Source organism: Nocardia sp. NPDC058658, assembly GCF_042716665.1.
GTDB lineage: Bacteria > Actinomycetota > Actinomycetes > Mycobacteriales > Mycobacteriaceae > Nocardia.
In genome coordinates this window covers 109217-127606 of sequence record NZ_JBHXRR010000014.1, presented here as the reverse complement: position 1 = coordinate 127606, position 18390 = coordinate 109217, and the positions used below count along the sequence as shown (strand labels likewise).

General features: G+C 68.0%; 20 protein-coding genes. 7 read left to right on the top strand and 13 right to left on the bottom strand.

Features of this window, described 5'->3' with window-relative positions; all coding sequences use genetic code 11:
* Positions 1-266 precede the first annotated feature (266 nt).
* Positions 267-890, bottom strand: coding sequence for a superoxide dismutase (locus ACFWUP_RS20420; protein ID WP_379236497.1), 624 nt, complete (start codon positions 888-890; stop codon positions 267-269).
* Positions 891-1391: 501 nt separating this feature from the next.
* Complete coding sequence (locus ACFWUP_RS20415; protein WP_379236495.1) at positions 1392-2003, bottom strand: hypothetical protein; 612 nt, start codon at positions 2001-2003, stop codon at positions 1392-1394.
* Positions 2004-2339: 336 nt separating this feature from the next.
* On the opposite strand from ACFWUP_RS20415, the gene ACFWUP_RS20410 reads away from it, so the two are divergent.
* The 4 genes from ACFWUP_RS20410 to ACFWUP_RS20395 all read left to right on the top strand — a co-directional run bounded on the left by ACFWUP_RS20410 (position 2340) and on the right by ACFWUP_RS20395 (position 5561).
* Complete coding sequence (locus ACFWUP_RS20410) at positions 2340-2699, top strand: rhodanese-like domain-containing protein (RefSeq protein ID WP_379236493.1); 360 nt, start codon at positions 2340-2342, stop codon at positions 2697-2699.
* An 84-nt stretch (positions 2700-2783) separates the two neighbouring features.
* The gene (locus ACFWUP_RS20405; RefSeq protein ID WP_379236491.1) at positions 2784-3788 is read left to right on the top strand and encodes a DUF4328 domain-containing protein; all 1005 of its coding nucleotides are present in this window, start codon (positions 2784-2786) and stop codon (positions 3786-3788) included.
* Positions 3785-4552, top strand: coding sequence for a glycerophosphodiester phosphodiesterase (locus tag ACFWUP_RS20400; protein WP_379236489.1), 768 nt, complete (start codon positions 3785-3787; stop codon positions 4550-4552). Before ACFWUP_RS20405 ends, ACFWUP_RS20400 begins: the two co-directional genes overlap by 4 nt.
* Before the next feature lie 88 nt (positions 4553-4640).
* Complete coding sequence (locus tag ACFWUP_RS20395; RefSeq protein ID WP_379236487.1) at positions 4641-5561, top strand: DUF5926 family protein; 921 nt, start codon at positions 4641-4643, stop codon at positions 5559-5561.
* A gap of 252 nt (positions 5562-5813) precedes the next feature.
* On the opposite strand, the gene ACFWUP_RS20390 is transcribed toward ACFWUP_RS20395, so the two are convergent.
* The 5 genes from ACFWUP_RS20390 to ACFWUP_RS20370 all read right to left on the bottom strand — a co-directional run bounded on the left by ACFWUP_RS20390 (position 5814) and on the right by ACFWUP_RS20370 (position 10246).
* Positions 5814-6362 (bottom strand): ferritin, encoded by a 549-nt coding sequence (locus ACFWUP_RS20390; protein ID WP_379236485.1) that lies wholly within the window; start codon positions 6360-6362, stop codon positions 5814-5816.
* An 83-nt stretch (positions 6363-6445) separates the two neighbouring features.
* Positions 6446-6976 carry a ferritin gene (locus ACFWUP_RS20385; RefSeq protein ID WP_379236483.1) on the bottom strand — a complete coding sequence of 177 codons (531 nt, stop codon included), beginning with the start codon at positions 6974-6976 and terminating at the stop codon, positions 6446-6448.
* Positions 6977-6985: 9 nt separating this feature from the next.
* Complete coding sequence (locus ACFWUP_RS20380) at positions 6986-8437, bottom strand: LCP family protein (protein ID WP_379236539.1); 1452 nt, start codon at positions 8435-8437, stop codon at positions 6986-6988.
* A 214-nt stretch (positions 8438-8651) separates the two neighbouring features.
* Positions 8652-9428, bottom strand: a complete 777-nt coding sequence (locus tag ACFWUP_RS20375) for a CPBP family intramembrane glutamic endopeptidase (RefSeq protein ID WP_379236481.1) — start codon at positions 9426-9428, stop codon at positions 8652-8654.
* A 56-nt stretch (positions 9429-9484) separates the two neighbouring features.
* A complete protein-coding gene (locus ACFWUP_RS20370; protein WP_379236479.1) occupies positions 9485-10246 on the bottom strand; it encodes a DUF2470 domain-containing protein in 762 nt (253 codons plus the stop codon).
* Between the two features lie 100 nt (positions 10247-10346).
* On the opposite strand from ACFWUP_RS20370, the gene ACFWUP_RS20365 reads away from it, so the two are divergent.
* The 3 genes from ACFWUP_RS20365 to ACFWUP_RS20355 all read left to right on the top strand — a co-directional run bounded on the left by ACFWUP_RS20365 (position 10347) and on the right by ACFWUP_RS20355 (position 12537).
* Positions 10347-10769 (top strand): hypothetical protein, encoded by a 423-nt coding sequence (locus ACFWUP_RS20365; protein WP_379236477.1) that lies wholly within the window; start codon positions 10347-10349, stop codon positions 10767-10769.
* A 191-nt stretch (positions 10770-10960) separates the two neighbouring features.
* On the top strand, positions 10961-11875 hold the full coding sequence (gene pheA / locus ACFWUP_RS20360) for a prephenate dehydratase (protein WP_379236475.1): 915 nt from the start codon (positions 10961-10963) through the stop codon (positions 11873-11875).
* Complete coding sequence (locus ACFWUP_RS20355; RefSeq protein ID WP_379236473.1) at positions 11872-12537, top strand: histidine phosphatase family protein; 666 nt, start codon at positions 11872-11874, stop codon at positions 12535-12537. The genes pheA and ACFWUP_RS20355 overlap by 4 nt, the downstream gene beginning before the upstream one ends.
* 145 nt (positions 12538-12682) lie before the next feature.
* Here ACFWUP_RS20355 and ACFWUP_RS20350 read toward each other — a convergent pair whose 3' ends face one another.
* From ACFWUP_RS20350 to ACFWUP_RS20325, 6 genes are all read right to left on the bottom strand, one after another.
* A complete protein-coding gene (locus tag ACFWUP_RS20350) occupies positions 12683-13516 on the bottom strand; it encodes an ESX secretion-associated protein EspG (RefSeq protein ID WP_379236471.1) in 834 nt (277 codons plus the stop codon).
* The gene (locus ACFWUP_RS20345) at positions 13513-14634 is read right to left on the bottom strand and encodes a PPE family protein (protein WP_379236469.1); all 1122 of its coding nucleotides are present in this window, start codon (positions 14632-14634) and stop codon (positions 13513-13515) included. The genes ACFWUP_RS20350 and ACFWUP_RS20345 overlap by 4 nt, the downstream gene beginning before the upstream one ends.
* Positions 14635-14722: 88 nt before the next feature.
* Complete coding sequence (locus ACFWUP_RS20340; protein WP_379236467.1) at positions 14723-15034, bottom strand: PE family protein; 312 nt, start codon at positions 15032-15034, stop codon at positions 14723-14725.
* A gap of 109 nt (positions 15035-15143) precedes the next feature.
* A complete protein-coding gene (locus ACFWUP_RS20335; protein WP_379236537.1) occupies positions 15144-15482 on the bottom strand; it encodes a metallopeptidase family protein in 339 nt (112 codons plus the stop codon).
* A 14-nt stretch (positions 15483-15496) separates the two neighbouring features.
* Positions 15497-16558 carry a septum formation family protein gene (locus ACFWUP_RS20330; RefSeq protein WP_379236465.1) on the bottom strand — a complete coding sequence of 354 codons (1062 nt, stop codon included), beginning with the start codon at positions 16556-16558 and terminating at the stop codon, positions 15497-15499.
* Between the two features lie 135 nt (positions 16559-16693).
* The gene (locus ACFWUP_RS20325) at positions 16694-18376 is read right to left on the bottom strand and encodes an aldehyde dehydrogenase family protein (RefSeq protein ID WP_379236463.1); all 1683 of its coding nucleotides are present in this window, start codon (positions 18374-18376) and stop codon (positions 16694-16696) included.
* Between the last annotated feature and the right edge of the window lie 14 nt (positions 18377-18390).

Below are 18390 nucleotides of genomic sequence, written 5' to 3'. Positions count from 1 at the left end.
GCCTCCCGACTAACGGGGGCAACTGTGCCCGTATGACAGGAATAACCCCAAACCCATCTGGCACACAAGTACCAGTGAGTGCCAGAACGGGCAATATACGCAAAAGACCCCCCAGTAATGACTGGGAGGTCTTTCGCGCAACGCCTGATTTCGCAAGGACATGGGTAACTCGTCGGGCACGTCCAGAAGCCCGGGCGACACGACCGTGAGTCCGGCTACGAACCCGCGGACCTACCTACGACCGGCAAAATACGCGGAGAGGCGGACTAGCCGAAGATCAGGCCCTTGCCCTGGGTGACCGCGCGGGAGTAGCGGTCCTGCACGTCGGCCCAGTTGACGACGTTCCAGAACGCGGTCACGTAGTCGGCCTTGACGTTCTTGTACTGCAGGTAGAAGGCGTGCTCCCACATGTCGACCTGCAGCAGCGGGATGATGCCGGTCGGCACGTTGGCCTGCTGGTCGTACAGCTGGAAGGTCAGCAGCTTCTGGCCCAGGGTGTCGTAACCCAGGACGGCCCAGCCGGAGCCCTGCAGGCCGTTGGCGGCAGCGGTGAACTGCGCGCGGAACTTGTCGAACGAACCGAACTGGTCGGCGATGGCCGCGGCCAGGTCGCCTTCCGGCTGGTCGCCACCGTTGGGGGAGAGGTTCTTCCACCAGACGGAGTGGTTGTAGTGGCCACCCAGGTGGAAGGCCAGGTTCTTCTCCAGCAGGAGAATGGCAGCCAGGTCGCCGGACTCGCGGGCTTCCTCGAGCTGCTCGAGTGCCTTGTTGGCGCCTGCGACGTAGGCGGCGTGGTGCTTGGTGTAGTGGATCTCGTTGATCTGACCGGAGATGTGAGGCTCCAGTGCGCCGAAGTCGTAATCCAGTTCCGGCAGCGTGTAGACGGCCACGATGTCCCTTTCCGTGTGTCGGGCTGTGTGCGCCCAGTTCGGACGACAACACCAACCATCATTCGTACACCCGCCCCGTGCAACCCGCGACCCTTGCCCCCGCATTCCCGACTCTGCGAATGCCCGAAGCGCCGCCACCGATGCCTACAGCCTGGGTCAGGTAGGCGGGATGCGTAGCGACCGATGCTTACAGCCTGGGTCGGTAGGCGGGATGCGTAGCGACCTGTGCTTACAGCCTGGGTCGGGTAGGCGTGGATGTGTAGAGACCGATATGTCCACAACCTGGGCCGGGTAATCCCAGGAAGTCTTTACCCAAAGGGGCCCGCCCCGATCTGGACTGACCGGAGGGTGCGACGAAGGAGTACCCGCAGGGAGGGAAGATCGGGGCACCGGAGGGCCCCGCTCGAGCGCGCCAGCGCTCCAAAAATACAGCAAAGGTCCAGCTGCCCCGGGCCCGGTAAACCGCCAGGTAAACCACCCGGACCCGGTAAACCACGCCCGCTACAACGGCGGTGCGATATCAGCCTTCGACGTCCGCGCGTCACCCGTGGCGTGCGCTTCCCACCAGCGCCGACCACCGTCGATGAACTCGTCCATCGGAATCTCGCGCCCGGCGGTGTCGGTCACCGAGATCTTGTCGAACCACACCCGCACATCCAGCTCGCGCGGGTCGATCCCCTCTTCCTGCGAGAACTCGATGACATGGGCGGCGATGCGCTGGTCGAGCACCGTGTCGAAGCTGAGCAGCTCGCTCCACAGCGTCCAACCGCTGTCGTCGAGGTCGATGAACTCCCACCCGTGCAGCCCGCCGCCGCCGAAGCTCTGGATGGCTTCGTCGAGCTGGTCGAGGCTCAGCGGAAGCACGCGGGGGTCGACGTCGTCCCAGCGCTGGATGCGCAACGAGGCCGCCACCCGGGTGACCCCGGTGAAGGTGAGCAGGACTTTCGTATCGATCGGTGCGGGTCCATCCGTGGGTAACGTCAGCACCTCGAGAGCGAGTTGCAGCCGTCCTGCCGCGGCATCCACTTCTACCCCTAGACACGTGGATTCGGACAAAGCGGTATTCAAGCCTGTGATGTCGAAACTGTCGAGTAGCCCCCTGCTCACGTTCATGCGCCCAGGCTACCGATCCGACCGCCCAGATCCCAGGATTTAAGATTTTCTCTATTGATCTCGTTTTTATGGAACCGAATCGGGCCCGCTTGCGTCCAAGTAGATGTCGGGACCGGAATAAATCCACGTATCCCGACGTCAGCGGCGAGCGACCGCTCCGGGATGACATGGAGGGGAGTCCCGGATCGGTCGCTCCCGATGGATTTCACCGGGCACCGCGCACGGTCGCGGCCGCGTGTCCGCCGAAAGTGTGCTGACCGATAGCTGACATGCGTCCATCACGGCGTCCGCGCACAGCCGCGCCCGGCAACGCGCGCGGCATGGCAGGATCGAGGCGTGACGAGCTCCGATGTCCCCACGGTGCCGGTGGGTGCGGTACCCGCCGCGTTCGACGCCGCGGACCCGGCCCCTGGCGCGCAGCTGCTCGACGTGCGCGAACCCGACGAATGGAACCTCGGCCACGCGCCGGGTGCGATCCACATCCCGATGGTCGACGTCCCGGCCCGCCTCGACGAGCTCGATATCGACGCCGAGCTCTACGTCGTGTGCAGGCAGGGCGGCCGATCCATCGAGGTCGTCCGGTATCTCGCCCACATCGGGTACGAAGCGGTCAACGTCGCGGGGGGCATGGTGGCCTGGCAGCAGACCGGCCGCCCGGTGGTCGCCGACGGCGATCACGAAGCCAAGATCTACTAGTCCGGAAAGCGGGGTGCGCGGGTGAGTTCGGTGGTGCAACCATGTGCACGCTGTGGTGCGCGGTGGGCCGTTCAGGGCGCGCCGATGCACTGGTGCCCGCGCTGCCGGGGCGTGCTGCTCTCGCCCGGCAAGGTCGACGCACCCCTCACCCAGCGCAACTACCGCTGGGTCGCGCGCAGGCCCGACCACCGCACCCGCAAAGCGGGCGCAACCACCACGGCCCCCCTCGGACCCACCCCGCGCTACACCCAGACCCCGCGCTGGGGCCTGCTCGATCCGCCACCCTCGCCCGCTCGCACCCCCGAGCGCCCGCTGTACGGCCTCGCCCTCTCCCGCGATCGACTGCTGGTCGCGACCATGATCGCGTTCCTGCTCGCCGCCCTCGCCGAATACGGTCGCTACCTGATCCTGCTGCAGAACCGCGCCCGGCTCATCCCCGCCTGGCTGCTGTGGATCTCCGACGCGACGGTGCTGGTGTTCGGCATCATCGCACCGATCGTCGCGCTGGTGACGGCCATCTCGCTGACCGCCTGGCTGATCGAAGCCCGCACGATCGTGTTCACCGCCTACGGCAAACGCGACCCGCGCCGACGGTGGACGCTGATCGCGGGCTGCCTGGTGCCTGGCGTGAATCTGATCTGGCCGGGCGTGTTCCTCACCGAACTGCTCGGCGACGACCCCGACCCGCGTTCGCACCGGGCCGTGCGGATCTGGTGGGCCGGTTGGGCATTGAGCGGACTGCTGTTGATCGCGGCGACGCTGTGGCGCGACGCGTCGACCCTGCAGGCCGAGGCGGACGGCGTCTCGTTCACCGGTTTCACCAACCTGTGCGCGGCGGGCTTCGCGGTGCTCACGCTGTGGATGGTGCGCACGCTGGAGGGCCGTGACCTGCGCGGGGACGTCCGCTCGGCGCATCGCTGGGTGATCGCGGCCGACCCCGCCGAGGTCGTCATCGAGCCCGTTGCGCCGGGTGCTGTGGCCTCGGACGATGACGTCGTGCCCGGCACCCTCGCCTCGGTCACCGCCGGGAACAATGCGGATTCTGTTCGGACAGGCGAGAATTCGCAGGAGGAGGTCGTGGCCAAGTGAGCCAGAGCAATCGCCCACCCTTCGTGGTGGCGCACCGTGGCGCGTCGGCGGCGAAGCCCGAGCACACCCTCGCCGCGTACGAGCTGGCGCTGCAGGAGGGTGCCGACGGCGTCGAATGCGACGTCCGGCTCACCCGCGACGGTCACCTGGTCTGCGTGCACGACCGCACCGTCGACCGCACCGCCGATGCCACCGGCCTGGTCAGCGAACTGACTCTGGACGAGTTGCGCGACATGAACTTCGGCACCGAGGAAGAACCGCAGGGCGTGCTCGCCCTGAGCGACCTGATCGGCCTCGTCCTCGACTGGCGCACCCGCCCGACCAAACTGTTCATCGAGACCAAACACCCCGTCCGCTACGGCGCCCTCGTCGAGAACAAGGTCCTCGCCGAACTGCAGCGTTTCGGCATCGCCACCCCCGCCTCGGCCGATCATTCCCGCGCGGTGGTGATGTCGTTCGCGGCGACCGCGGTCTGGCGGATCCGTCGCGCGGCACCGCTGCTGCCGACCGTGCTGCTCGGCGAATCGTCGCGTTTCCTCGGCGGCGGCGCGGCCACCACGGTCGGCGCGACCGCGGTCGGCCCGTCGGTGAAAACCCTGCGCGAACATCCGGAGCTGGTCGACAAGGCCGCCGCGGCGGGCCGGGCCACCTACTGCTGGACCGTCGACGACCCCGAGGACGTGACCCTGTGCGCCGATCTCGGCGTCAGCTGGGTGGCGACCAACCATCCCGGTCGCACGAAGGCACTTCTGGCGGGCGTCTGACCCGCCACCCGGCTCGCCACGACGGCACGAGTCCGGCTTGGGTAGGGGCGCGGTAAACGAATGTGCCGCGCGCCCATAAACTCCACGCGTGGGTAAAAGCAAGCGGAACAGTCCGAAGCCCGACAGTAATCGGGCTCAGCGTCTCGCGCAGCGGCGTGCGGCGCAGGAGCAGGCATCCGCGGCCGTATCACGGCCGTTCGAGGGGCTTGCCGCCGAATGTGATCTGGTGGCGCTGCGGGAGTTCGTGCCGTCGGCGACCGCGACCTTGAAGCTCGCGCCCGGTGTGGCCGCGCAGCGCGAGGTCACCCTGGCGACGGTGCTGCCCGGTGCGGTGGCCGCGCTGGTGCGCGCCGGTGACGAGCCGGTCGGTTTCGTCGGCACGCAGATGCAGTTCCGTGGCGAGGACCCGTCGGCCGATATCGCGGCGGCGATCCTGTGGACCCAGTCGGCCGAGGCAGGCGAGTCGCTGAACTCCGCCGACGCTGTCGAGGGTGGTCCGCGCCTGGCCGATGTCATCGATCCCGGTGCCGATCTCGAGCTCACCGTGCACCAGGACTTCGACTGGTGGGTGCCCGAGGGCGTGACCCCGGATCCGCAGGTGGCGGCGACGATCGAGCAGGCCAAGCAGGCCATCATGCCGTCGGCACGCCTGGATCTCGGCCCGGATTCCGTCGGCGCGGCCTGGTGGGTCGACGCGGGCGAGAAGGCGCACGTGCGCTGGGTGCGTCCCGAGGACGAGGACGCGCTGATGCTGGCCCTGGCTCGCGTGCACGCCACCGGTGGCCTGCACATGGGTGAGGGTTCGCGGTTCGCCGGTTCGTTCCGCACGCACGGCCTGCTGGTGCCGGTGTTCGATCTCGATCCCGAGATGCACCCGACCGAGTGGGAAGCGCCCGCGCGCGAATTCGGTGCTCGTCTGGCCGAAGCGCTGGCTTCGGAGGAGCCGATGACCACCGAAGAGCGTCGTTCGCGCGATGGTCTGCGGTCGCGTCAGGTTACCCTGCGCTGAACTTAATGAAACATGCCTCTTTCACAGAGCCGGTCGGCTAGGTTCACGACTGAACCGGACAATCGGTGATGAGGAAAGAAGAGGCATCGTGGAATTTCTTGGATCTATCGCCGGTCTGGCCCAGATTGTGATCGGCACCGTCCTGGCCAACACCGGCTCGGGCGGTTCCGGCTCCGGCTGGTGAAAACCGGCAGGTGAAACGCGAAAGGGATTCGGCTCGCTGCCCGCGAGCCGAATCCCTTTCTGCTTGAACTAGACGCTGCCGCCTGCGACCGACGGCGCGCCGGAGGCGTCCTTCGGGGTGCTCAGCTCACGCCACATGAACGCTTCCAGATCGAACAGGTTCGACCCGGCGCGATCGGCGATATTGAGCAGCGTGGTCATGGCGGCCACTTCCTCGACCTGTTCCTTCAGGAACCACTGCATGAACTGTTCGCCGAGGTAGTCGCCCTCTTCGCGAGCGGTGCTCGCCAACTGGACGATCTGATCGGTGACCGTCTTCTCCTGGGCCAGCGCCAATTCGATCGGCTCGCGGGCGGATTCGAACTTCGACTTCGCCGCATCGATGCCCGAGATCTCCACGGTGATGTCGCGGTCGACGAAATACTGCACGATCATCATCGCGTGATTTCGTTCTTCCACCGACTGTGCGTAGAAACGCTTGGCGAGCTGCGGCAGGTCGTTGTTGTCGAACCACACCGCAATCGCGATGTACTGGTGTTCGGCGTTGAACTCATGCCGGATCTGGTCTTGGAGCAGAGTGTGGAACTTGCTGCGCGGGGCTTCCGGATGAATCGACATGTGGGCAACATTAATGCTGGTCATCAGGGGTTGTCATCCAAGTGCAGCCTTATTGAGGACAGTATTCCCTAAGCAAGTATTTCCTAAGTTGCGCCTGCCATTCGGGGTGCGGTGGTATCCACGCGCACCGTTCCGCGCAGTTCGCGGCGGATGAATTCCTCCACGTCGAACAGGTTGTCCTGGCGGTCGAGCACGTTCAACAGTGTGGTCAGCCCGGCGACATCGTCGACCTGTTCGGCCAGAAACCACTGCATGAATTGTTCGCCGAGGAAATCGTTGGAGTCACGCGCGGCCGCGACCAAGGCGGTGAGCTGTCCGGTGGTGACCCGTTGGCGCTCCAGCAGGAAACTGATCGCGGCACGCGGCGAGTCGAATTCCGAGCGCACCTCGTCGAGTCCGCCGATCGTGATCGGCGCGTCGCGGTCGAGCAGATACTGGACCATGCGCATCGAGTGCCCGTGACTGGCGGTCGAGCGCGCGTAGGTCTGCCCGGCCAGCTCGGGGAGGTCTTGCGCGTCGAAGTAGACGGCGGCGGCCAGGTACTGATGAGCCGTGGTCAGGCCCACCCTGATCTGGTCGCGCAGGAGTTCGGGGAATGTCGAGTTCTGGGCCATTACTCGACGTTACCGCGTGAGCAGCTCCTCCGGAATCTGCTGATCGGTGGCGAGCGCCTCGAAGAAGCCGGTCGCCCTGGCCTTGTCCCAGAGCAACACGTTGCCCACGTCGGTGTCGTCGAAGCCGCCGATCGGCACGCTGGTGGTGACGGTCTCGCCACGCATCGCCCAGCCGAGCGCGGCCAGGTTCCAGATGTGGTCACCGTCGTCGACCTTCAGCGAGCCGGCGACCCCCGTCGCCATGGGCCACAACGCGAACGGATTGGCGAGCGTGCCCATGCCGGTGGCCTTCTTCAGCAGCGCCGCCATGAACGCCCGCTGCCGGTTCATCCGGTCGACGTCGGCGGTCGGCGTCGCGCGGGTGCGCACGTAACCGAGGGCCTGTGGGCCGGTCAGCTTCTGGCAGCCCGCGGCCAGATCGAGCCCGGCCAGCGGGTCGACGATCGGTTCGTCCAGGCACATCTCGATCCCGCCGATCGCGTCGACCACGCTCGCGAACCCGCCGAAACCGATCTGCGCGTAGTGGTCGATCCGCACGCCGGTGGCTTCCTCCACCGTCTGGACCAGCAGCGGAGCCCCACCGAGCGCGAACGAGGCGTTCAGCTTGTCCTTGCCGTGGCCGGGAATGCTCACGTACGAATCGCGCGGGAGGCTGACCATCGTGGTCGGGCCCGAGGACGGAATGTGCACCAACATGATGGTGTCGGTGCGCTCTGGTCCGGTGTCGCCGCCGGTCGCGAGTTCCTGTTGGTTCTCGACCGAGAGGTCACCGCGACCGTCGGAACCGACCAGCAGCCAATTCGTGCCGGGGGTATCGCTTACGCGGTCGCTGTAGTTGGGGAGCGCCGAGATGCGGGTCAGCGAGTTGTCCAGGTGGATGACCGCGGCGATCAGGCCGACGATCAGCGCCACGACGACCACCATGAACCACCGGAACGGATGACGCTTGCGCCTGCGTTTCGGCGGTTGCGCTTGTCGGCCGGGAGGCGCGGGCGGGGGAGTGCGGCGCGGCGGAAGACCGTCGTGATGGGGGACCGGGCGCTGCGTCGGGGCGTGATCGCGACGCGGAACCGGGCGCTGAGGCTGCGGTGGGCGGCGGGGTTCGACGCGCTCGTGCGGCATCTGCGAATAGGCCAGCGGCTGGTCACCGGAGTTGCCGCGGTGCATCACCTGGGTGGGTTCGATGTGCGAGGCACCGCGCCGAGGTGCCTGGTTGTAGCGAACCGTCGGGCCGTTCTCTGGGCTCGGGCGCCCGTCGTTCGCGGGGGGACGGCCGTAGCGCGGATCGCCCTGCGGTGGCAGCGAGCGACCTCGCTGCGGCAGCGGCTGACCTTGCGGTGGCGCTGGACGACCTTGCGTGGGCGCAGGACGACCTTGCGGGGGCGCAGCGGGACCGCCCGGGCGGCCGGACGGCGGCACCCGGCGTTTACGGGGGTCCTCGCGGGGAGCGTCGCCGTTCATCACCGTCAAACTCTACTGATCGTGGGGAGCGCGAGTCGGTTCTGCGCGCACGGTCACTACTGGGATACCCCGCGCGAGGGTCACTGTTATCGCGAAACGCGGTGATGTGGTGAAACTCGCCGCGACACGCCGTGCATATCAGTGATCGGGCACGCCGATGCGCCGCAGGCAATCCCGGTCGAGTGGTGGGCCGCCGGAGCTGCGGCGCGGTAGATCACGGCAACCAGCCGACGCGCCCGCGCAGCACGTTGTAGCCGATGTAGGCGACCGCGTCGATCGTCGCGTGGGCCAGGATCAACGGCCACAGCCGATTGGTGCGCTGCCAATAGCGCCCGAAGATCACCCCCATCACGATATTGCCGAGCCCCCCACCGAGCCCCTGATATAGGTGGTAACTCCCGCGCAGCAGCGCCGACGCCGCCAGCGACGAGTTCTCCGACCACCCGAGCCTGCGCAGCCGAGTGAGCAGATACCCCACCACCAGCACTTCCTCGGCCACCGAATTCGCACACGCCGACAGCACCAGCACCGGCAGCCGCCACCACTGCTCCGACAGCGAACTCGGCACGATCGTCACGCTCACCCCCATCGCATGCGCGACCAGATACAGCGCCAGCCCCGGCACCCCGATCACCGCCGCGAGCACCAGCCCCGCCACGACGTCCCCGCGCCGCACCCGAGCCAGCCCGATCATCCGCGGCCCGATCCCACTGCGCCACAACAGATAAAGCCCCAACGCCGCCCAAGCGAGCAGCCGGGTGATCCCAACCAGCTGGAACAACAAATCGAGTAGCGAGTTGTTCGACCGCGACGCATTCAACGCCACCGTCCGCCCACCCACCCCACCTGGCGACAACGCCGAATCCAGCAGCGACAGCCCAGCACTGATCCCACTCAACCCGAAGGTCACCAGCAGCACGACCGCGATCTCCACCCGCAGCCCGAACCGCTCCCGCTCGCTCAACTGGCTCTCCGGAGGATCCACACGCATGCCGCGCAGTGTAAGCAGCGAACCCGCCGCGGTCTGTTCCTGATGACTCGAAGTGGTCAGATGCGGCGTAAGCCGTTCAAAAACGGGCAGCCGGCCAGCACGCGGACAGCGCGGCTCAGGGACTGGATGTCATCGGCCGGAGTGGGAAACGGCAGGCGCACATCGTGATCGCCGTCGTTGCTCTCCACCCGCAGGGTGAGGCCGTAGCGGTCGATGGCGAGCGGATGAACGATCCCCCCGCGCAGTCGAGTCGGCAGGTGCCGGGCCAGCAGCGCGACAACGTCGGCGTGATCCTCCGACATGTGTTGCAGCCAAGCGCTTTCCAGCTCACAGAACGGATCGGCCGTAGCCCCACGCAGATCGGCGTGATCGACGGATTCGGCACCCGCGGTATCGGCCAGCACCGCCGAATTCACCACGATCCGCAGCAACGTCACCCCGTGCCCCACGTCGAGCAGCCCGGGATGCGGGTACTCCTTGGCGATTTCGACGGCGAGCGCGCGCTGCGCCTGCGCGGGCACCTGCCGCACCCACCCGCGCAACCACACCAGCGCCCGCACCGGTTCGCGCAGCGGCAGCGGCGCGTGGTCGGTGAGTTCGAGGACCGCCGAGGTCTCGTTGGCCGTGGCCGCCAGCGCCGCCGCGAGCGAGGACTCGGGCACCGCGATCACCGCGTCGCCGCACCGTCGCAGGTGGTGCAGCGAGGTGGGGACCGGGTCGATCCCTGGCAGCGCGAGTACCGCGGTCTCGGCATGGGCGCACGCGCTGCGCACTCGCTCGGCGGTGGTCGGCGCGAGGATCGTGGTGGGGCTCGACATGACAACCTCCGCGAACGTTTGATTAGGTAAACCTAAGCTAAGTTACAAACCTCCGCCACGCAAGAGGACACCCCGAAAATCGAGCCGATACGGTGGACCGATGACGCACGACGACCACGGCGACGACCATCCCGCCCCCGCCGAACCCGTCCTGCTGAACCTCTCGGCCCCCGCCCGCCGCAGCCTGGTGGCCGACCTGGTCCGCCCCGCGGGCAGTTCCCCGGCCCCCGTCGACGTCGACATCCCCGACCCCGACCTCGCCGCCTTCCTGGCCGCCATCGCCCACGCCGACCACGGCTTCACCGCCCACACCACCAGCGGCCCCCGCGCCCTCGCGGTAGTCGCGGGCACCGTAGCCGCCCTCTGCGGCGAAGACATCCCCACCGCCCTCACCACCCCCGACCTGGCCTTCCTGAAGTCCCTGAAACCCGCCGCGATCGAAGCCACCCGCACCGTCCTGTTGGCCATAGAAACGCCCGACGAACAGCCGATAACCGAAGCCCTACGGGTACTGGACCGCTAATTTCCGAGCCCGGATTGCCAACCCGACGCACCCACCTGCGTTCACAACCCGGGCCGGGTTCATTCCGTCGAGTCGCCACCTGGCCACACAGCCTGGACCGGGTAATCACCAGGAAGTCTCTACCCAAAGGGGCACCGGAGGGCCCCGCTCGAGCGCGCCAGCGCTCCAACAAACACAGCTAGAGTTGCGGTGTGCCGCGTATTGCCTACTTCGGACCATCCGGGACTTTCACCGAGATGGCTCTGGCGAAGTTCGAGAGCTCGGGGGCCTTCGACGGGCCGGTCGAGCGGGTCGCCGCGCCGAGTCAGGGTGCGGCGCTGGATCTGATCCGGGCCGGCCAGGTCGACGGTGCGGTGGTGCCGATCGAAAGCTCGGTCGAAGGCTCGATCCCCGCGACCCTGGATTCCCTCGCCATCGGACCCCGGCTGCAGATCATGGCCGAAACCGAGCTCGAGGTGACCTTCACGATCCTCGCGCGACCCGGCACCGCACTGGCCGATGTGCGCACCCTTGCGGCCTACCCGGTGGCGGCGGCGCAGGTCAGGGAGTGGGTGGCGCGGAACATGCCCGAGGCGCGCCCGTTCACCTCGGCCTCCAACGCGGCCGCCGCCGAAGACGTGGCCGCGGGCACCGCCGACGCCGCGATCTCGACCGCCCTGGCAGGCGAACGACTCGGCCTGGTCACCTTGGCCGCCGGCGTAGCCGACCACGACCAGGCCATCACTCGCTTCGTCCTGGTGACCCCACCTGGCGTCGCCCCCAACGCCACCGGCGCCGACCGCACCTCCGTCGTGCTGGAACTGCCCAACGAACCGGGCTCGCTGATGCGCGCGTTCGCCGAATTCGCCACGCGCGGCGTCGATCTCACCCGCATCGAATCGCGCCCCACCCGCACGGGTATGGGCACCTACCGCTTCTACCTCGACTGCGTCGGACACATCGACGACCCGGCGGTCGCCGAAACTTTGAAAGCCTTGCACCGCACCACCCAGGTTCGATTCCTCGGATCATGGCCGGCGACAGCGCTTCTCGGCTCCCCGCCACCGTCGGACGAGCCTGCCGCAGAATGGTTGACGCAATTGCGAAAGGGGGTCGCGGACCTATGACCCGCGCGAAACTGATTCTGGTGCGCCACGGCGAGACCGAGGGCAATGTCGCGAAGATCCTCGACACCAAGGTGCCCGGCCTTCCACTCACCGAACGCGGTGTGGCACAGGCGAAAGCATTCGGTGCCGGCCTGGAGCGTGCACCTCAGGTGCTGGTGTCCTCGGACGCGTTGCGCGCCCGCCAGACCGCGAGCTACATCGAAGAGGCAACCGGCACACAGGCACTCGTCCTCGACGGCCTGTACGAGGTGCAGCTCGGCGACCTCGACGGCCGCTCCGACGAAGAAGCCCACGAACTCTTCCAGCAGATCTACCGAGGCTGGCACCACGGCGATCTCGAATTCAGTACCCCCGGCGGCGAAACGGGCCACGAAGTACTCGCCCGCATGCTGCCCGTCCTCGACGGCCTGCGCGAGGAATTCCTGACCGACGACGCCGACGGTGACGTGGTGGTCGTGAACCACGGCGCCGCCATGCGTCTGCTCGGCAAGTGGCTGGCCGGGGTGGCGCCCCCGTTCACCACGAACAACCACCTCGACAACACCGAAACCATCGAACTGCTCCCCACCGAAGACGGCGGCTGGGAATGCCTACGCTGGGGCAAGTTCACCCCACCGTTCACCATCCAAGCCGAGCCGTCCGCCGACGACCCCATGGGATAGCGGCTGGCGCCGCGGTTCTCGGCGCTCAACTCCGCCTCTTCCCTCCCTACGGGCACTCCTTCGTTGCAGGAGTGACGGGTCAGCTCTAACCCGGGACCCTCCACTCAGTCCAGAGGCGGAGGCGCGCCGAGAACGTGAGCCGGGCTTACGCCTTACTGGCTGCCGCGGTAGGGAATTCCGATCGCACCGGTAGTGACTCGATGAGGTCGGCGACCGCGGTGCGTAGGCGGGCGTTGGTTCCGCTGGCGATGGACGACCATTTCACCCCGTCGTCGGCGACGCTGGCGGTGATGATGAATCGCCCTGCGCGCGTGTTGAACACGGCGATGTGGTTGTCCTGGATGTCGCGGGTGCCGTCACCGTAGGCCACGCCGACGATCTCGGCGTAGGAGTGGATCTCCACCAGCGCCGAGGCCAGTGTCTGTGCGTCGGTGGCCGGGTTGCCCACCTTGCTCAGGCGTTGCGCGGTGGCGGTCGCGTCACCGGTGTCGCCGAAGATCGGCGCCAATTGTTCGGTGGGCGCGTTCATTCCGTACAGTTCCAGCGCTTCGACCGGGCCGAGTGCCTGCAGCACCGCACCGGGCAGGTCGAGACCGGCGTCGTCGATGACGAAGGACTCCGGCCCGCGCAGGGCGACGACCGCGCGGTCGTCGCCCTGCGCCAGACAGAATCGGTTGACCTGGCCTGCCACCACCCACCGCAGCGCGATGATCCACTGCGGCCGGTAGAGCACCCGAAGCCGTTCGGCCAGTTCGGGTGCCACCACGTCGCCGAACAGCAGTTCGCGTTCGGCGAGGGCGTCCTGCGCCACGTTCATGGCGGCGTCGTGCGCGGTGACGTTGTCATAGCGGCCCATGGCGTCGAGCACCACGGGCATCTCGTCGAATTCCAGTTTCTCCAGGAGGAACTGCATGTCGTCGAGCGAGAGCACGACGGCGCCGAGCAGCGAACCTCCGCTGCCCGAGCCGAGAACCGTCACTTGGCCGATCCGGTGAGGTCGGCGCCGATCACACCTTCGGCCGCGTAGCGACCATCGGTGAACTCGTCGGTGCGCACGTAGTCGATGCCGTCGTGCTCATCGTCTTCCTCGCCCTTCTGCCGGTTGCCCATCAGCGGGTTGCCCGCGGTACCGGTGTTGCGCACGGGTGCGGCGTCGGCGCGGTTGACGACCGTTTCCGACACCGGCGCGTTCGCGGTCGCGTTCGCGGCGGGCGCGCCCCAGCCCTCGGGCAGCTTCAGCGAGCCAGCGCTGACGCCACCGAGACCGGCCGACGTGGTGCCCATGCCGCCACCCACAGCGGCACCGGCGGCGCCGACACCCGTTGCCATGGCGGGCGCGACAGCGGTGGCACCGGCAGGTGCGGTGATCGCCGAGATCGCGGAGGCGCCGACCTGGCCGACCGTGCTGACGCCGCTGGTGACCACGCCACCGGCGGTGTTGGCGGCCTGGGTGACCGCGCTGACCACGCCGGGGTTGGAGGCGATGGCCTGCACCGCGGCGGCCGCGGTCTGCAGCGGATCGCCGCCACCGAAGTCACCCTGCGCGGAGCCCGCGCCACTGGCGATCGCGGGCGGCATGGTGAACTCGCTGGGGGTGGCGACGGTGGCCGTGGTGGCGGCCTCGTAGGTCTCCATCACCAGCGCGGCGCGGATGTCCATCGCGTGCTTGACGACCTCGGCCGCCTCGAACGCGCCGGACACGACACCGGGCGGGTTGGCCGAGGCGACCACCGCGGTGTTGGTAGCGAGGATCTCGGGCAGGCTCGGCATCGCGATGGAGGCGACGGTGTAGGCGGTGGCGTTGGACGCGCACTTGGCGCTGGCCGCCGCGGCCGCGATGCCCTGCTGGCTGGCCCAGCCCGCGAACGGTGCGAGACGGGCGAGCACGGCCATGCCGTTGACGCCCTGGAGGCCGACGCCGACCTCGGCGATCACACGCGTGATGGTGAAGGCGGCGTCGCCCCACGCGGCGGCCAGCGTGCCCCACGAGGTGGCGGCGGCGCTGATCGGGACGGCGTGTGCGCCCGCGTTGAGGGTGGTGGAGTTCACTTCTGCCATACGAGGCAGCCAGAACACCCCGGTGATCCCTGCGGTCATGCTTGTTTCTCCCCTGAGTGAATGTGTCCGTCGCGGTGAATGTGTCCGTCGCGCGGCGACGAGTTGATGATCGGCGAGTTCGCCGCGACTACACCTGGATGGCGCTGATCGACGCCGCGCGGACCACGTCTTCCCCGATGTTCGTGGCCAGCTGCGAGCGCAACGTCGCGGCCGCGTGATGCAGTTCGAGGATCGCCTGGGCGACCGAACCGTCGTGCTTGCCCGCCGCGGTGTTGAAGTGCGACGCCGCGAGCAGCGACACCTCTTCGGCGCCGGAGGGCAGCACATGCGTGGTCGGCCCGGCGAGGGCGGCGACGGCGGCGAGGCGCTCGGCGAGCAGATCCAACTCCGCGGATGCGGCGAGGACGATTTCAGGTGCGATGAGAACGTGTCCAACCATGACCCGACTCCTTCTGGTGGCGGCTATCGGGAACCACGAGAATTCCCCCTACGAGTACTAGGACGCGAGGGCGGGTCATTCGGTTCCATCGATTCCCCACCCAATTTCGCTAACCCCATCCCAGCTCATGCAACCGGTCGTCGTCAATCCCGAAATGGTGTGCTATTTCATGGATCACGGTGATCGCGACTTCCTCGACGACTTCGTCGTCGGTGTTGCAGATGTCGAGAATAGCCTCTCGATAGATGGTGATGGTATCCGGCAACGATCCGGCGTAGTAGCTGTCGCGCTCGGTGAGGGCGATCCCGTGGTAGAGCCCGAGCAGCGACGGTTCCTCGTCGTTTCGCGGCTCCACCAGCACGACAACGTTGTCTATGGCACTGGACAGCTCGGCCGGGATCTGGTCGAGCGCATCGCTGACCAATTCCTCGAAACGGGCCTCCGGCATCCGCTCGGACAACGTCACCTCGGCTGTGGCTGCGGCGGCAGCGGCGCGGCGCCCGGCAGCGGGGCCGGTGTGGAGCGGCCGGAGTTCGGCGGGGGCACCGGAGCCTGTCCGTCGATCAGGATCTCGCCGCGGGCGGAGCCGACGATGGGTGCGAAACCCTCACGGTCGGCGCCTTTTCCGAGCCAGCAGTCCAGTTTGTGGCTACCCGCGAGCCAGCTGGCGGGCTCGAGATAGTCGAAGAACAGGGTCAGTGTCTTGTTGCGGATGGCGTCGGGGCTGCCGAGGTAGTCACCGGAGAGGCGGTTGCATTCGGCTTCGACGAACTTGTCCTGGTCGGACTCCGACGGCGGCCCGCCGGTGAAGTTGGTCGACAGGTCGACGGTGCCGACGATCTCCACCGCGTGCGGCTGGGCGCAGTCGACCGGATCGGTGGGCAGATTCTGATTGATGCCGAGGCAGGTGCCGACGGCGTTGACCTTCGACTGGTCGCTGTCGACCAGGCTGCCGGTGGTGGCCGGGCTCGCGGTGGTCGCGGCGACCTGGACGCCACACCGCAGCGTCCGGTCGCCGTGCTGCCACCCGGCCGGACTCGGCGACATCACGTTCACCATGAACTTGCCGCGCGGGTCGAACCGCCCGCCGAGGTATTTCTGCACGGCGGTCACGCAGTGCTCGTCGCGCAACTCGGTCATCCGCAGCGAATCGGGGTGCCGGGTGCCCTCGGCGAACTCGCGCCCCGGATAGGCGCTGAGGTCGATGACACCGGCCACCTCGAACAGGTGCTTGTCGGCGCAGTTCACCTTCACCAGGTCGCTGCGGTCGGGCTTGGACCAGGTCAGGCAGTCGCCCTGGGCGGCGCTGCTGAACTCCTTGTCGCGCACCACCGGCGCGGCGCCGGGCTGATGCGCCTCCACCTTGTCGGTGTCGAAGCCGGCCACGGTCATGGTCACCCCGGCCGCGACGATCGCCCCGAGGGCGGCTATCAGCAGCCCCCACCGCAGTTTCGTCGCGGACAGTGTTTTGGGAGCGCTGGCGCGCTCGAGGTCGCGGCCCCTTGTGTCCCGTCGATCAGGCACCGTTGCTTGCTCCTTCGTCGCTTGCGCAACGGCACCTGATCGACGGGACGGCCGCGACCGCCGACTGCGTCGGCGGACCCTCCTCGAGGTCGGGTCGTTGTGGCTGGGTGTGTGTGACTGCTGGCCTGAGCGTACCTATCCGCGCAGAGCTGACACGAAGATGCCGGGCAGGCGGCGCAGTTTGCCGTCGCCGTAGAAGTCGGTCAGTTTGCGGCCGGTGGAGGTCGCGGTCTTGTTCGAGACGAACCACGGCGGCTTCGGGCTGAGGGCGAGTTCGCCGCCCAGAATCGAGCGCGGCGCGGGGCGGAAGGGGCCGCGGACCACTGTGCGTTCGACGTCGTCGAGGAGGAAGGCGTTGTGTACGACGCCGATGCCGCTCTGGATGTCGTCGATGGTGTGGCCGGGGTAGGCGCCCCAGCTGGCGCGCGGGGTGAGGAACGCGAGCGCGGTCCAGACGTTGAGCGCGACGGTGCCGTAGCGCAGGTTCTCGATCGCGGTGTCGAGTTTCGCGCCGAGTTCGGTGATGGTCGCGGGGTCGACGATGATGTTGGCGCCGAGCGTGCCCATCAGCTCGTCATTGGCGAAATCGACCGCGTTGCCGAGGAATTCGGCACCGAGTCCCGGCAGTTCGACCACGCCGAGAACAGGGGAGAAGTACTCGGTGCGCAGCAGGGGAGAGTCACCGGCGGGCACGTTCTCGACCAGCAACCGGCCGTTGGCGCGGGCCGCGTCGGGGTAGGACGCCAGTGCGCCCGCGACGCGGTTGTCGCTGCCGGGGTAGTAGGCGGTGCGGGCGGGCGCGGCGTCGATCGCGGCGCGCAGTTCGGTGAGGAACTGGTCCTTGAGCGGCCAGTCCGCGGCGAGCACCACGGTCTGCGCGGCGACACAGTTGTAGCCGCCGTTGTGCAGGCGCTGGGTGGCCACGTGCTCGGCCTGGAACTTCAGATCCGCGGCCGACCAGTCACCGGGCACCACGATGCACGGCGCCACCCCGCCGAGCTCGCTGGTGATCGGCTTGGCCAGGACAGGTTCGCCGGTCTTGTCCGAACCCGGCCCCCACACGATCGCGTCGTGGGTGGGCGCGCCGCCGGTCATGTGCACGTGCGCGACCTGCGGGTGGTTCACCAGGTAGCCGCCCTCCGGCGCGCCGCCGGTGAGGATGCGCACCACGCCGAGCTCGATGAACGGCGCGAAGATCGCCTGGAACACCGGCAGCAGCGGATCGGTGATCGGGTTGAGCTTGAGCGCGACCACGCGGTTGTTGGCGTAGAGCTCGTAGAGCGTGTCCAGCGGCGCGATCGACATGATGTTGCCCGCGCCGAGCACCGCGCCGACCCCGTTGGTCGCGGCCGGTTCGAGCTGGGCCAGCCCCGCCTTGCGCCGCGCGGTCGCGGCGTCGACACCGGGTTTCAGCCACACATCGGCACTGAACCCGCTCAGCAGCAGCTTGTCGTAGATGCCGTGCGGCAGCGCGGGCACCGCCACCCGGCCGCCGGGCGCGGTGGTGAGTTCGACCCCGTCGATGGGGCTCGCGCCCTTCTCGAGCGCCGCCATCGACTCGCTCAGCGCCGCCGCGCCCGCGAGCATCGTCATCGGGCCCGACATCCACTCCTCGCCGAGCAGCGGGCTGTCGACGTCGAGCTTCTTGATGGTGCGGGCGGCGGCGACCCAGGCCTCGGCGTCGCGCGCGGTGAGCGCGTGCAGCTCGTCGAGCAGTTCGCGGCGGCGGCGCAGGCCGGTCGCGGCCCAGGTCTTCTCCCCCTCGGTGAGATCGGCGAGCGCGGTGTCGATGACGGCGGTGTCGAAAGTGGTACTCACACCGCAACTATGCC